The organism is Halomonas sp. DQ26W (assembly GCF_003339685.1).
Classification (GTDB): Bacteria; Pseudomonadota; Gammaproteobacteria; order Pseudomonadales; family Halomonadaceae; genus Halomonas.
This window is the reverse complement of record NZ_QPKI01000032.1, coordinates 24,336-39,265: the sequence shown is the minus strand read 5'-3', so window position 1 is coordinate 39,265 and position 14,930 is coordinate 24,336. Positions and strand designations below refer to the sequence as shown.

The 14,930-nt window shown below is 63.9% G+C and carries 14 protein-coding genes; all 14 read left to right on the top strand.

Annotated elements, in window-relative coordinates:
• Window positions 1–2,383 precede the first annotated feature (2,383 nt).
• The 14 genes from urtA (at window position 2,384) to DU490_RS14890 (ending at window position 14,923) form a co-directional block, all read left to right on the top strand.
• On the top strand, window positions 2,384–3,688 hold the full coding sequence (gene urtA / locus DU490_RS14955; RefSeq protein ID WP_258801682.1) for an urea ABC transporter substrate-binding protein: 1,305 nt from the start codon (window positions 2,384–2,386) through the stop codon (window positions 3,686–3,688).
• 217 nt (window positions 3,689–3,905) lie between these two features.
• Window positions 3,906–5,519, top strand: a complete 1,614-nt coding sequence (gene urtB / locus DU490_RS14950) for an urea ABC transporter permease subunit UrtB (protein ID WP_114575077.1) — start codon at window positions 3,906–3,908, stop codon at window positions 5,517–5,519.
• A 3-nt stretch (window positions 5,520–5,522) separates the two neighbouring features.
• Window positions 5,523–6,686, top strand: a complete 1,164-nt coding sequence (gene urtC / locus DU490_RS14945) for an urea ABC transporter permease subunit UrtC (protein ID WP_114575072.1) — start codon at window positions 5,523–5,525, stop codon at window positions 6,684–6,686.
• Complete coding sequence (gene urtD / locus DU490_RS14940) at window positions 6,683–7,528, top strand: urea ABC transporter ATP-binding protein UrtD (RefSeq protein WP_114575071.1); 846 nt, start codon at window positions 6,683–6,685, stop codon at window positions 7,526–7,528. The genes urtC and urtD overlap by 4 nt, the downstream gene beginning before the upstream one ends.
• A complete protein-coding gene (gene urtE, locus DU490_RS14935; RefSeq protein ID WP_114575070.1) occupies window positions 7,522–8,220 on the top strand; it encodes an urea ABC transporter ATP-binding subunit UrtE in 699 nt (232 codons plus the stop codon). Before urtD ends, urtE begins: the two co-directional genes overlap by 7 nt.
• 249 nt (window positions 8,221–8,469) lie before the next feature.
• On the top strand, window positions 8,470–9,363 hold the full coding sequence (locus tag DU490_RS14930; protein ID WP_181870061.1) for an urease accessory protein UreD: 894 nt from the start codon (window positions 8,470–8,472) through the stop codon (window positions 9,361–9,363).
• A 17-nt stretch (window positions 9,364–9,380) separates the two neighbouring features.
• Window positions 9,381–9,683: an urease subunit gamma gene (gene ureA, locus DU490_RS14925; RefSeq protein ID WP_114575069.1), complete on the top strand. Its 303-nt coding sequence runs from the start codon at window positions 9,381–9,383 to the stop codon at window positions 9,681–9,683.
• A 25-nt stretch (window positions 9,684–9,708) separates the two neighbouring features.
• Window positions 9,709–10,041 (top strand): urease subunit beta, encoded by a 333-nt coding sequence (locus tag DU490_RS14920; RefSeq protein ID WP_114575075.1) that lies wholly within the window; start codon window positions 9,709–9,711, stop codon window positions 10,039–10,041.
• Window positions 10,038–11,777: an urease subunit alpha gene (gene ureC / locus DU490_RS14915; protein ID WP_114575068.1), complete on the top strand. Its 1,740-nt coding sequence runs from the start codon at window positions 10,038–10,040 to the stop codon at window positions 11,775–11,777. The genes DU490_RS14920 and ureC overlap by 4 nt, the downstream gene beginning before the upstream one ends.
• A 438-nt stretch (window positions 11,778–12,215) precedes the next feature.
• Window positions 12,216–12,773 (top strand): urease accessory protein UreE, encoded by a 558-nt coding sequence (gene ureE / locus DU490_RS14910; protein ID WP_114575067.1) that lies wholly within the window; start codon window positions 12,216–12,218, stop codon window positions 12,771–12,773.
• Entirely contained in the window at window positions 12,763–13,509 is a 747-nt protein-coding gene (locus DU490_RS14905) for an urease accessory protein UreF (protein WP_114575074.1), read from the top strand. The genes ureE and DU490_RS14905 overlap by 11 nt, the downstream gene beginning before the upstream one ends.
• A gap of 86 nt (window positions 13,510–13,595) precedes the next feature.
• Window positions 13,596–14,234: an urease accessory protein UreG gene (gene ureG / locus DU490_RS14900; RefSeq protein WP_114575066.1), complete on the top strand. Its 639-nt coding sequence runs from the start codon at window positions 13,596–13,598 to the stop codon at window positions 14,232–14,234.
• A gap of 43 nt (window positions 14,235–14,277) precedes the next feature.
• Window positions 14,278–14,568, top strand: coding sequence for a HupE/UreJ family protein (locus DU490_RS14895; protein ID WP_114575065.1), 291 nt, complete (start codon window positions 14,278–14,280; stop codon window positions 14,566–14,568).
• 130 nt (window positions 14,569–14,698) lie between these two features.
• A complete protein-coding gene (locus tag DU490_RS14890) occupies window positions 14,699–14,923 on the top strand; it encodes a lipopolysaccharide assembly protein LapA domain-containing protein (RefSeq protein ID WP_114575064.1) in 225 nt (74 codons plus the stop codon).
• Window positions 14,924–14,930 lie beyond the last annotated feature (7 nt).

Below are 14,930 nucleotides of genomic sequence, written 5' to 3'. Positions count from 1 at the left end.
AAGATGCTCCTACAAAATGGCGTGGCACCGTCGGTAGAAAGAATCATTGTTGGAGCGCTGCTCCGCATCGCGACTGGCGCCGGCAGGCGCCCTGGCGGAGGCCACAGCGTTGTCGATGGTCGCTGGCACGGGCAACCCCGCCGGGAGGCCAGCGGCCTCCAGTCGTGATCTGAAGATACTCCTACAGCGGCGTGGCACCGTCGGTAGAAAGAATCATTGTTGGAACGCTGGTCTCCATCGCGACTGGCGCCGTCAGGCGCCTCGGCGGAGGCCACGGCGTAGGCGATGGTCGCCGGCACTGGCAACACCGCCGGGAGGCCTGCGGCCTCCAGTCGTGATCTGAAGATTCTCCAACAAAATGGCGTGGCAACGTCGGTAGAAAGAATCATTGTTGGAGCGCTGGTCCCCATCGCGACTGGCGCCGTCAGGCGCCTTGGCGGAGGCCACGGCGTTGTCGAGGTCGCCGGCACTGGCAACACCGCCGGGAGTCCTTCGGCCTCCAGTCGTGATCTAAAGATACTCCAACAGCGGCGTGGCACCGTCGGTAGAAAGAATCATTGTTGGAGCGCTGCTCCGCATCGCGACTGGCGTCGCCAGGCGCCCTGGCGGAGGCCACGGCGTTGTCGAGGTCGCCGGCACTGGCAACCCCGCCGGGAGGCCTGCGGCCTCCAGTCGTGAGCTGAAGATACTCCGACAGCGGCGTGGCAACGTTGGTGGAGAAAGCCGCTGTTGGAGCGCTGGTTTCCATCGCGACTGGCGCCGTCAGGCGCCTTGGCGGAGGCCACGGCGTTGTCGATGGTCGCTGGCACGGGCAACACCGCCGGGAGGCCTGCGGCCTCCAGTCGCGATCTGAAGATGCTCCTACAAAATGGCGTGGCACCGTCGGTAGAAAGAATCATTGTTGGAGCGCTGCTCCGCATCGCGACTGGCGCCGTCAGGCGCCTCGGCGGAGGCCACGGCGTTGTCGAGGTCGCCGGCACTGGCAACACCGCCGGGAGGCCTGCGGCCTCCAGTCGTGAGCTGAAGCTACTCCGACAGCGGCGTGGCAACGTTGGTGGAGAAAGCCGCTGTTGGAGCGCTGGTTTCCATCGCGACTGGCGCCGTCAGGCGCCTCGGCGGAGGCCACGGCGTTGTCGATGGTCGCTGGCACTGGCAACACCGCCGGGAGGCCTGCGGCCTCCAGTCGCGATCTGAAGATGCTCCTACAAAATGGCGTGGCAACGTTGGTGGAGAAAGCCGCTGTTGGAGCGCTGGTCCCCATCGCGACTGGCGCCGTCAGGCGCCTTGGCGGAGGCCACGGCGTAGGCGAGGTCGCCGGCACTGGCAACACCGCCGGGAGGCCTGCGGCCTCCAGTCGCGATCTGAAGATGCTCCTACAAAATGGCGTGGCACCGTCGGTAGAAAGAATCATTGTTGGAGCGCTGCTCCGCATCGCGACTGGCGCCGTCAGGCGCCTCGGCGGAGGCCACGGCGTTGTCGAGGTCGCCGGCACTGGCAACACCGCCGGGAGGCCTGCGGCCTCCAGTCGTGAGCTGAAGCTACTCCGACAGCGGCGTGGCAACGTTGGTGGAGAAAGCCGCTGTTGGAGCGCTGGTCCCCATCGCGACTGGCGCCGTCAGGCGCCTTGGCGGAGGCCACGGCGTAGGCGAGGTCGCCGGCACTGGCAACACCGCCGGGAGGCCTGCGGCCTCCAGTCGCGATCTGAAGATGCTCCTACAAAATGGCGTGGCACCGTCGGTAGAAAGAATCATTGTTGGAGCGCTGGTCCGCATCGCGACTGGCGCCGTCAGGCGCCTCGGCGGAGGCCACGGCGTTGTCGAGGTCGCCGGCACTGGCAACACCGCCGGGAGGCCTTCGGCCTCCAGTCGTGAGCTGAAGATACTCCGACAGCGGCGTGGCAACGTTGGTGGAGAAAGCCGCTGTTGGAGCGCTGGTTTCCATCGCGACTGGCGCCGTCAGGCGCCTTGGCGGAGGCCACGGCGTAGGCGAGGTCGCCGGCACTGGCAACACCGCCGGGAGGCCTGCGGCCTCTTCACGCCAGTCTGCGTAGAACCTTTTTTATTTGCCATGCACGCCAGCGGTGCAGGGGGAGGCAGGGTAAGGCGGTTTTGCTGCACCATGGCGGTGCCATGAAGCCTGTTAATGGCGAGGCAGAGTGGCTCCATTTCATTGAAAAAATTGATTTTATCGGTTGTCGAAAGAGGATGGCGCAGGCCTTGCAAAGGTTGATGGCTGAGACCCGCACCGGTAGTCCTTAGACCCCGATGCGATGCCACCACAAAGAAACCTTCCTGCAGGAAGGTGCGAGGAGTCACACGTGAACGCATCCCGACACAAGGTATTGTCCCGCCTCCATCTCCGTCCCTATCTTCGTCCCTCACAGCTGGCAGCCGCCGCTCTGGTCACCACCGCCAGCCTCGGCTTCACCGCCCAGGCACTGGCGGAGGACCCGATCAAGGTAGGCATCCTCCACTCGCTTTCCGGCACCATGGCGATCAGCGAGACGGTGCTCAAGGACACCGTGGAAATGTTGATCGAGCAGCAGAATGAGCAGGGCGGTCTGCTGGGCCGCCAGCTCGAGGCGGTGGTGGTCGACCCGGCCTCCAACTGGCCGCTGTTTGCAGAACGTGCCCGTGAGCTGCTGGCTCAGCACGAGGTCGATGTGGTCTTCGGCAACTGGACCTCGGTATCGCGCAAGGCGGTGCTGCCGGTCTTCGAGGAGCTCAATGGCCTGCTGTTCTATCCGGTGCAGTACGAAGGCGAGGAATCCTCCGAAAACGTCTTCTATACCGGGGCGGCGCCCAACCAGCAGTCGATTCCTGCCGTCAACTACCTGCATGATGAGGTCGGGGTGGAGCGCTGGGTGCTGGCGGGAACCGACTATGTCTTCCCGCGTACCACCAACCGCATCCTCGAAGCCTATCTCAAGGATGAGTTCGGTGTGGCCGACGAAGACATCATGGTCAACTACACCCCCTTCGGTCACTCCGATTGGCAGAACATCGTCTCGGATATCCGCCGTTTCGGCAGCGAAGGTAAGAAGACCGCGGTGGTCTCGACCATCAACGGTGATGCCAACGTGCCTTTCTATACGGAACTGGCAAACCAGGGCGTGGACGCTGCGGATATTCCGGTGTTGGCCTTCTCGGTGGGCGAGCAGGAGTTGACCGGGATCAATACCGGCCCGCTGGTCGGCCATCTGGCCGCCTGGAACTACTTCATGAGCGTCGATACCGACGTTAACTATGACTTCATCGATGCCTGGATCGACTACACCGGTGACGAGGAGGCGGTGACCAACGACCCCATGGAGGCCCATTACATCGGCTTCAACATGTGGGCCGAAGCGGTGCGCAAGGCCGGTACCACCGACGTCGACGCGATCAAGGACGCCATCATCGGCGTGACGGTACCCAACCTCACCGGCGGCTATGCGGCGATGATGCCCAACCACCACATCACCAAGCCCGTGCTGATCGGTGAGATCCAGGATAACGGCCAGTTCGATGTGGTCTGGCAGACCCCCTCCACCGTGGCTGGCGATGCCTGGTCAGATTACCTTCCGGGCTCTCGCGACCTGATTTCGGACTGGCGAGCGCCGATGCGCTGCGGCAACTTCAACGTGTCCACAGGTTCATGTGGCGGCAGCACTGCGGCCGAAGAAGCCGAGGCTGCCTTGGCGGAATAAGCCGAATCGTCCGATTTCCTCGCCGCCCGGCCGGGCGGCGAGGTCGCACGCCATCTTGTCTCTATCCAGAGACCATCTCGTCTTTATTCTGAGGAAAGCTCCGATGCGGATTTTCCCATTGACCCCGTCAGCGACGGCCGAGGCGAGTGCCGGTAGTGCTGCCGGTCGATCCTGCCGCTGCCTGGCTCTGTTGATCCTGCTGATTTCACTGTGTCTCATGGTCGGCACCGCGCAGGCGGAGTCTCTCGACGCCGACGATAACGCCGCGGCCCTCGATCTGCTCGAGGCGCTGGACGTTGCCTCCTATCCGGCCAAGGGTAAGGCCATCGATGCCATCGTCCAGAGCGACGACCCTCGTGCACGCGACTGGCTCTCGGCGCTCCTCGACGGCCGCCTGCAACGTACCGACGATGGCCGCTTCGTGGTGGTGCTCGACAATCGTGGTCGCGACTGGCCGGTGGAGGACGCACTGTCCGGCGAGTCACTCGGCGAGATGTCGCGCCGCGAGCTGGATCGCATCGGTATCAACAATGCCCTGCGCAATCAGCTGCGCAGCGCCATCGCCGTGGTCGACCTCTATTCGGCCGACCTGGCGCTGCGCCGCGCTTCGGCGGAACGGCTGCTCGGCGAGGTCGACGCCGACCTGGCGGAGCCGCTGGCCGGTGTGATCGAGCGGGAGGAGGATCGCCGGGTGCGTGCCAGGCTGGTCCAGGCGCTGGCGATCCACCGCCTGGAGCAGGGGGAGGTCGATGCCGTTGCCGACCTGCAGGGCAGTCTCCATCCCCGGGTACGGGTGGCCCTGGCCCGCGCAGCTTCGGGCGCGATCGAGAGTCGAGCAGCTTCGGGCGCGATCGAGAGTCGCGCGGTCATGGGCGATGACTCGGTGGTCGCCGACGCTGCCCAGGCGGCGCTGAACAGCATCGAGCAGAACCTGCGCATCAACCGCGGACTCGAGACCCTCTACTTCGGCCTGAGCCTGGGCTCGGTGCTGGTGCTCGCCGCCATCGGCCTTGCCATCACCTTCGGCGTGATGGGTGTGATCAACATGGCCCATGGTGAACTGATCATGCTGGGCGCCTATACCACCTGGGCGATGCAGCAGCTGCTGCCGGGCCAGCCGGGGTTGGCGCTGATCCTGTCGATTCCCGCCGGTTTCCTGGTCGCTGCCCTGGCGGGCATCGCCATCGAGCGCGGCGTGATCCAGTTCCTCAAGGGGCGCCCGCTGGAGACGCTGCTGGCCACCTTCGGTATCAGCCTGATTCTCCAGCAGCTGGTGAGAACCGGCATCTCGCCACTCAACAGAACCGTCATCACCCCCGAGTGGATGAGCGGCTCCCTGGTGATCAACGACGCACTGTCGCTGACCCTCAACCGCATGTATGTGCTGGGCTTCACCCTGGTGGTGTTCGCCGCGCTGATGCTGATCATGCGACGAACCCGGCTCGGCCTGGAGGTGCGTGCAGTGACCCAGAATCGCGCCATGGCACGCTCCATGGGCATCCGCGCGACCCGGGTCGACATCATGACCTTCGCCCTGGGCTCCGGCGTCGCCGGCCTTGCCGGGGTGGCCCTCTCCCAACTCACCAATGTCGGCCCCAACCTGGGCCAGAACTACATCATCGACTCCTTCATGGTGGTCGTGTTCGGCGGGGTGGGTAACCTCTGGGGCACTCTGGTGGCCGGTCTCTCGCTGGGCGTGATCAACCAGATTCTCGAGCCCTGGGCGGGAGCCGTACTGGCCAAGATCATCGTGCTCGTCTTCATCATTCTTTTCATCCAGAAGCGCCCCCGCGGACTCTTTCCGCAGAAGGGCCGGGCTGCGGAGGGCTAAGCCATGTACTCCTCAAACTTTTGGCTGGCACGACCGTTCACTGAACGCTCGACGCAGCTGTTTCTCGGCGTGCTGATCGCCGCGCTGGTCCTGGTGACGATCCTCCACGTGGTCGTTCCCCAGGGGCATCCGCTGTACGTCAATGCTTATACCGTTAACTTGCTGGGCAAATACCTGAGCTATGCGCTGCTCGCCGTCGCGGTGGATCTGGTGTGGGGCTATCTCGGCATTCTCAGCCTGGGGCATGGTGCCTTCTTCGCCCTGGGCGGCTATGCCATGGGTATGTACCTGATGCGCCAGATCGGCGACCGCGGTGTCTATGGCCACCCCGAGCTGCCGGACTTCATGGTGTTCCTCAACTGGGATAGCCTGCCCTGGTACTGGGCCGGCTTCGACATGGCCTGGTTCGCCTTCATCATGGTGTTGCTGGCACCGGGCTTGCTGGCCCTGGTGTTCGGCTTCCTGGCATTCCGCTCGCGGGTGACCGGGGTCTATCTCTCGATCATCACCCAAGCGCTGACCTTTGCCCTGATGCTGGCGTTCTTCCGCAACGAGATGGGCTTTGGCGGTAACAACGGTCTGACCGATTTCCGCGACATCCTCGGCTACAACCTGAGAATCGATGCCACCCGGCTGGGACTGTTCCTCGCCACGGGGGGTGCCCTGGCCGCGGGCTATGTGCTGTGTCGTGCCATCGTCGGCAGCAAGCTGGGCCGGGTCTGCGTGGCGACCCGCGACGCCGAAGCGCGCACGCGCTTCATCGGCTACCGGGTCGAGCGCTTCCAGCTGTTCGTCTTCGTGGTCTCGGCAATGCTCGCCGGTCTGGCGGGGGCGCTCTATGTGCCCCAGGTGGGCATCATCAACCCCAGCGAATTCTCACCGATCTTCTCCATCGAGATCGTACTGTGGGTGGCACTGGGTGGCCGGGCAACGCTCTACGGGGCGGTGATCGGCGCCATTCTGGTCAACTACGCCAAGACCATCTTCACCGGTGTGATGCCGGATGCCTGGCTGTTCGCCCTGGGCGCGATGTTCGTGCTGGTAACGGTGTTTCTGCCGAAGGGGGTGGCAGGCCTGCTGACCTATCGCTACCGGAAGCAGCGTGTGAAACAACCTCCTGAGCATGACGATTCAGGCACTTCCCCCGGCAATGAGGTATCGGCATGAACTTTCTTAGATCACTGGCCGACCGGGAACGCGTCTTCGATTTCCTGGCACCGGCGGCATCGCCGGTGGATGTTCGCCATGGCCCCATCCTTTACCTCGAGGACGTTACAGTCAGCTTCGATGGCTTCAAGGCGATCAATGACCTGAACCTGACCATCGACGACGGCGAACTGCGCTGCATCATCGGCCCAAACGGTGCCGGCAAGACCACCATGATGGACATCATTACAGGCAAGACCCGCCCCGATGCCGGCAAGGTGTGGTTCGGCAGCCGCCATGATCTGCTGACCATGAACGAGCCGGAGATCGCCAGCCTCGGCATCGGCCGCAAGTTCCAGAAGCCCACCGTGTTCGAGGCATTGACGGTGTTCGAGAACCTGGAGCTGGCCATGGCGGCGGACAAGCGTATCCTGCCGACCCTGACGGCGCGCATGACCCCTGTCATTCGCGAGCGCATCGAGGAGGTGCTGGAAACCATCGGCCTTGCCGAGCTTCGCCTGCGGCCGGCGGGCATCCTCTCCCACGGCCAGAAGCAGTGGCTGGAGATCGGTATGCTGCTCATGCAGCGCCCGCGTCTGCTGCTCGTCGACGAGCCGGTGGCCGGCATGACCGAGCAGGAGATGGAGCGCACCGCCCAGCTGCTCACCGGCCTTGCCGGCAAGCAGTCGGTGGTCGTCGTGGAGCACGACATGGGCTTCGTACGCTCCATCGCGCGCAAGGTGACGGTGCTGCACCAGGGCAGCGTACTGGCGGAGGGCAGCATGGATCAGGTTTCCAATGACCCGAAAGTCGTCGAGGTCTACCTGGGGGCGGAAGTCGAGGAGGAGGTGGCCATATGCTGACCGTCGACAAACTCAACCAGTACTACGGCGAGAGCCATACCCTGTGGGACCTCGACCTGGACGTGCCAACCGGCCGGTGCACCTGCGTGATGGGTCGCAACGGTGTTGGCAAGACCACGCTGTTGAAGGCGGTGATGGGCGAGGTGGCCGTCGCCAGCGGCAGCATCCGCTTCGCCGAGGAGGCAGAGTTGACCAAGCGACGCGTCGAAGATCGTGCCCGAATGGGCATCGGCTATGTGCCACAGGGACGCCAGATATTTCCGCTGATGACCGTGGAGGAGAACCTGCGTACCGGGCTGGCGGCCCGCCGCGATGGCAAGCGCAACATCCCTGAACGGGTTTTCGAGCTGTTTCCGGTGCTCGCCGAAATGAAACACCGCCGCGGCGGCGATCTCTCCGGGGGGCAGCAGCAGCAGCTGGCCATCGGCCGGGCGCTGGTGATCGAGCCGCGCCTGTTGATCCTTGACGAGCCGGGTGAGGGGATCCAGCCCAATATCGTCACCCAGATTGGCGGGGTGATCCGCAAGCTGATCGACGAGGATGGCCTCACGGTGCTGCTGGTGGAGCAGAAGCTGCCCTTTGCCCGCAAGTACGCGGACGGGTTCGTGATCATGAACCGCGGCCGGCGGTTGGCCAAAGGGGATATTGGCGAGCTATCTAATGCGCTGATCAAGGAACACCTGACGGTGTAGCGGGCAGTCAGGTGCCCACGCCTTTGCACTGAAATGGCGTTTGCCTGGCGGCTGCCGCACTGACGTGGTGCGCCGCCGGGCGGCGTCATGCACCACGAAGCGTCGACAGCCTGTCTCATAGCCCTCTCTTTTTGTTGTAAGGCCTTGTTACAGAATGGCAAACATGGGCATTCACCATTCTGGTACGACCTTTGCTTACGACCTTTGCTGAGTATTAGAGAGTCAGACACGCTTTGCCACGGGGCACTCATGACTGCCTGCGAGACCTCACTGGATAACATGCCGACGGCGGATTCCGGCCACCGCTTCGATGCGGCGCGCCACTGGGCGGCCTCGCTGGCACTCGCCTTCGAGGCGCGTGACGGGGTCACGCGGATGGTTCGTGCGCGTCACCAGGGGCCGCTACGGGTACAGCGGCCGTTCTATCCCGAAGGACGGTCGGGCACCTGCCACGTTTACCTGCTGCATCCGCCGGGAGGGCTGGTCAGTGGCGACAGGCTGGCGATCTCGGCCCGGGTCGGCGCGGATGCCCGTGCGCTGCTGACCACGCCAGCCGCCAATAAGCTCTACCGCGCCGACAGCCATGGCGTGGCCTGGGGCCAGCAGACCCATCTCGAAGTGGAAGATGGCGGCGTACTCGAGTGGCTACCCCAGGAGACCATCGCCTTTGACGGGTCGAAGGGTGCGCAAGCGACGCATATCGACCTGGCCGGCTCGGCGCGCTGCCTGGGCTGGGAAGTGCTGGCGCTGGGCCGCCCCGCAAGCGATCTGCCCTATGTCTCCGGCTGCATCGACCAGCGCTTTCGCCTGATGCGGGATGGCAAGCCGCTATGGCTGGAGCGTCAGCCCCTGGACCCGCTGCACCCGCGCTTCGCCGGGCGCTGGGGGCAGGGTGGCGCCACGGTCCAGGCCACGCTCTGGGCGGTAGGGCTGTACGACGAGGGCGAGGCCATCGAGGCGCTGCGGAATGCCATCTCCATGACTTCACGCTGGGCGGTGACGGTGCGCCATGGCGTCCTGCTGCTGCGCTATCTGGGCAACGAACGCAATGAGGCATGGGACATCTGCCAGCAGGCCTGGGCGTGCCTTCGGCCGTTGCTTGTCGGAGTGCCGGCCCATCCTCCTCGAATCTGGTTTACCTGACTTACCAGGAGAGACGCATGGAACTGACCCCAAGAGACAAGGACAAGCTGATGCTGTTCTCTGCCGCCCAGCTGGCTGAACGCCGCCGGGCTCGTGGCCTCAAGCTAAACTATCCGGAAGCCGTTGCCCTGATCAGCTTCGAAATCATGGAGGGTGCCCGTGACGGTCGCACCGTCGCCGAAATGATGAACTACGGGCGCGAGATCCTGAGCCGTGATGACGTCATGGAGGGCGTGGCCGAGATGGTGCACGAGGTGCAGGTCGAGGCCACTTTCCCGGATGGAACGAAACTGGTCACCGTACATACCCCCATCGTGTGAGGAGAGCGGCATGATTCCCGGCCCCATGATCCCAGGACAGTACCAATTGCAGGACGGTGAGATCGAGCTGTGTCCAGGGCGCGAACGAATCACCGTAGAGGTCGCCAACACCGGCGATCGGCCGATCCAGATCGGCTCCCACTATCACTTTGCCGAGGCCAATCCGGCGTTGATCTTCGATCGCGACAAGGCGCGCGGTCACCGCCTCGATGTGGCGGCGGGCACGGCCATCCGCTTCGAACCGGGCCAGACCCGCGAGGTCACGCTGATTCCCTATGCCGGTGAGCGTCGTATCTACGGCTTTCGCAGCGAGGTGATGGGCGCGCTCGACACGGCGGAAAAGGGAGGCAAGCAATGACCCCCCCCAACAGCTCTCGCAATACCTCTCCCAGCAAGATCAGCCGTCAGGCCTATGCCGACATGTACGGCCCCACCACCGGCGACCGAGTGCGTCTGGGCGACACCGAGCTGTGGATCGAAGTCGAGGACGATGCGACCCACTACGGCGACGAGGTCAAGTTCGGCGGCGGTAAGGTGATTCGCGACGGCATGGGCCAGAGTCAGCGTAACGACGACACGGTGATGGATACCGTGATCACCAACGCCTTGATCCTCGACTGGTGGGGCATCGTCAAGGCCGACGTGGGAATCCAGGCCGGGCGGATCAAAGCCATTGGCAAGGCCGGAAACCCCGATACCCAGCCCGATGTCGAGATTGTCATCGGGCCGGGTACCGAGATCATCGCCGGCGAAGGCTTGATCCTGACCGCCGGCGGTATCGACGCCCATATCCACTTCGTCTGTCCCCAGCAGGTGGAGGAGGCATTGATGAGTGGTGTCACCACCATGCTGGGGGGCGGGACGGGACCTGCCACCGGCACCAAGGCGACGACCTGCACGCCGGGGCCTTGGCATATCGGCAAGATGCTGCAGGCCGTGGACGAGATGCCCATGAACATCGGCTTTCTGGGCAAGGGCAACACCAGCCTGCCCGAGGCGCTGGAAGCCCAGCTCGTTGCCGGTGCCATGGGTCTCAAGCTCCACGAGGATTGGGGAACCACCCCGGCCTCCATCGATAACTGCCTGAGCGTTGCCGACCGGTATGACGTCCAGGTGGCGATTCATACCGACACCTTGAACGAGTCGGGCTTCGTCGAAGACACCCTGGCCGCCTTCAAGGAGCGCGGCATCCATACCTACCACACCGAGGGTGCGGGGGGCGGCCATGCGCCCGATATCCTGACGGCCTGTTCCCGGCCCTACGTGCTGCCGTCGTCAACCAACCCGACGCGACCCTATACGGTCAACACCATCGACGAGCATCTCGACATGCTGATGGTGTGCCATCACCTGGACCCGAATATACCCGAGGACGTCGCATTCGCCGACTCACGCATCCGCCGCGAGACCATCGCCGCCGAGGACATCCTTCATGACCTGGGAGTGATCTCCATGATCGCATCGGACTCCCAGGCCATGGGAAGGGTGGGTGAGGTGGTGTGCCGGACCTGGCAGACCGCCCACAAGATGAGGGTGCAGCGTGGCCTCTTGCCCGAGGATGAGGCACTGGGCGCCGACAACTTCCGCGCCAAGCGCTATATCGCCAAGTACACCATCAACCCGGCCATTACCCATGGCATCGCTCATGAGGTGGGCTCCATCGAGCTGGGCAAGCTGGCTGACCTGGTGCTGTGGGATCCGGCCTTCTTTGGCGTCAAGCCGGCACTCATCATCAAGGGTGGCATGATTGCCGCCGCGCCCATGGGCGACCCTAATGCCTCGATCCCGACGCCACAGCCGGTGCACTACCGGCTCATGTTCGGTGCCCTGGGCAAGGCGGCCAGCGCCACTCGCCTCAGCTTCGTCAGCCAGGCGGCCATCGAGGCCGGCATTAATGAGCGACTGGGGCTCGCCAGTGAGCTTTCGGCGTGCCGTAACGTGCGCGGCGTGCGCAAGCTGCATATGAAGCTCAACGATGCCTGCCCGGAGCTGACCGTCGACCCGCAGACCTACGAGGTACGCTGCGATGGCGGATTGCTTACCTGCGAGCCTGCCACCGAGCTTCCCTTGGCCCAGCGCTACCACCTGTTTTGAACCAATGGCTGCGCGTGCGTATCGCTTTGTCGCGCGGTGCTCAAAATCCTCACATAGCCCACTATGCTCCGGTTTTTGCGCTCCGTGCTTCGCGCGCTACATCACGCTCGCCGATTGCTTCGAGTCGATCTTCATGGATGAAGTTCGAGGAAAGCCGGGGCAATGACCACCAACGTTAGCGGCGCCGGGGGCAGGTCGCAGCGGGGGTCCGATTCCAGGGAAGGAATCGGTAGCGTACAGGGAAGTATTTACAGCGTCCCCGCCCAGGAGCCTGTCGGATTTGACCGATCGTCACGAGAGATTTGGATTTCGAGACAAGTTTATCGATCTGATGAGGCGAATAGCCCGCTATTTAACGAATCAGGCTCCTTAGCCCTGTCGCCGGGTTAGCCGCGGTTAATAGGCTACGGGTTCGAAGCTAAAAAAAGGACAGGAACGATGCTGAAACTGACTGAACGCCTGGGGCCCATCGCGGCTGACCAGGCCAGCGACACCCTGACGCTGCCCTTCGAGCTGCGCATTCGGGGCCGACTCAAGGCGAAAAGCGATGCCGGCCGCGAGCTCGGCCTGTTCCTCGACCGCGGCCCGGTGCTGCGCGACGGCGAGGGGTTGCGTGCGGAGAGCGGCGAGATCGTGCGCATCAGGGCGGCCATCGAACCGGTGGTCACAGCACGCGTAACCGCCGGCCTGCCGCTGGCGCGGCTGGCTTATCACCTGGGCAATCGCCATGTGCAGCTGGCACTGGGCAGCGACGATGCCAGGCCCGACCAGGGTTGGGTGCGCTTCCCACCGGACCATGTGCTGGAGGAGCTGGCCGAGTTGCTGGGGGCGACCCTTGAGCGGCATCAGGCACCGTTCGACCCCGAGCCGGGTGCTTATAACCAGCTGGGTCATGGGCACTCACACTCACACTCTCATTCTCAGGCCCATCACCACGAGCATGAGCACGATCATGATAGCCACCCCCATGGCCATGGCTACACCCATGCCCACTGAGCGGGCAGCGGCGGCGGGGCAGGGAGGGGGCGATGACCTGGCCCTGCTGGGGCTCCTGCAACTGGTCAGCCCGGCACTGCCTATCGGTGCCTTCGCCTTCTCCCAGGGCCTGGAGAGTGCCTTCGAGCTGGGCTGGGTCAGCGATGAGGCGAGCCTCGGCGAGTGGCTGGAAGGAGTGCTGGAGGACGGCCTGACCCGATGCGAGCTGCCGGTGCTGGCGCGTCTTCAGGCGGCCTGGGCGGCAGGCGATGGGGAAGCGGTAGCCGAGTGGGACCGGTGGCTTGCCGCCAACCGCGAAACCGCCGAGTTGGCCGCGGAAGACTCGCGGCTGGGGGCTTCGCTGACTCGGCTGCTGGGAAGCCTCGACCTGCTGCCGAACAGCCCTACGAATAGCGCTATGAATAGCCCCATGAGAGTGTCGCCAGCGCTGCCGCAGGGAGCGGGCTACGTGACCGTTTTCGCGTGGGCCGCACAGGCGCGCGGTCTACCGGTACGCCAGGCGTTGCTCGGCTTCGCCTGGGCCTGGCTCGAGAACCAGCTCGCCGTGGCGTGCAAGGCACTGCCGCTGGGCCATACCTCGGCCCAGCGGCTGGTGGAGCGCTTGCGCCCAGCCCTGGTTGCTGCGGTGAGCGAGGCGTTGACGCTGGCGGATGACGAGTTGGGTCCCGTTTTGCCCGGTCTGGCGTTGGCCAGCGCGCAGCATGAGACCCAATATTCGCGGCTGTTTCGCAGTTGATGGAACAGCGGATGTAACCAGGCAGCAGTTGGCCCGGCATCTCATGAACCTGACAAAGCCGCCCAAGCGGCCAAGGAGAGATCGACATGACACACTGTTTACGCATCGGCGTCGGTGGCCCGGTGGGTTCCGGCAAGACGGCACTGCTCAAGCAACTCTGCCTGGCGCTGCGCGACCACTATGACATCGCCGTGGTCACCAATGACATCTATACCCGCGAAGATGCCGACTTCCTGCTCAAGCACGATGCGCTGCCGGGGGATCGCATTCTCGGGGTGGAAACCGGCGGCTGTCCGCATACCGCCATCCGCGAGGATGCCTCCATGAACTTGGCGGCCATCGACGACTTGCAGGCCCGTCATCCCGGCCTGGAACTGGTGCTGGTGGAGTCCGGCGGCGACAATTTGTCGGCCACCTTCAGTCCCGAACTCTCCGATCTCACCCTCTACGTGATTGATGTATCTGCCGGCGACAAGATCCCGCGCAAGGGCGGGCCCGGCATCACCAAGTCAGATCTGCTGATCATCAACAAGATCGATATCGCCGAGCACGTACACGCCTCGCTGGAAGTCATGGAGCGCGACTCGAAGAAGATGCGTGGCGAGCGCCCCTTCGTCTTCACCAACCTTTACGACGGGGTGGGCCTCGAGACGATCATCCGCTTCATTCTCGATCGCGGCATGCTGCCGGAACGCCGGCCCCAGACCCAGTCGGTCAGCGCTTGATTCTTTTCACCCCCCCCTCGCAATCGGTAAGGAGATCACCAACATGACTCACCATCACTCATCCGCTTTGCGCCTGGCACTGGCCGGCGCCCCGTTAATGCTGCTTATGGCAGGACTTGCCTTCGCCCACCCCGGACACGACCTTGCCCACGGCAGTGAAATGCCCCACTGGGTTTCGATGCTGGCCTACCTGGCCGGTTTCACCCTTGTCACGCTTGCCATTACCTGTGCCGGTCGTCTGGTCGGCGGCATCCTGATGTCCCGTGAGAGCCGTGTCATACGTGGCCTGGGAGTGGCGATTGCCGCCGCCGGTGCCGTCTTCGCCATCGGTTGATCATGACGGTTCTCCCCTATGGCCACCCTGGCAAGTGCGGGTGGCCGCTTTCGTCTATTAGATAGCCGACAGTTGACAGGCAACCTGCCACCGCGCAGCTTGAGGGAAACGATTCGACGGGAGGGCATGCATGGACAAGCTGTTGCTGGCGTTCAAGATCCTGATTACGGCGTTGGTTCTCATTCTCGTCGTGCAGAATATCGTCATGGTCGAAGTGCGATTCCTGACCTGGAGTCTCCGTTTGCCCATGGCGATACTCCTGGTGGTGATCTACCTGCTGGGCATGGTCACTGGCAAGAGCCTGTTGACGCTGCTTCGGCGCCTGCGCGCCAACCGAGCACGTCGGTCCAGATGATGCTAGG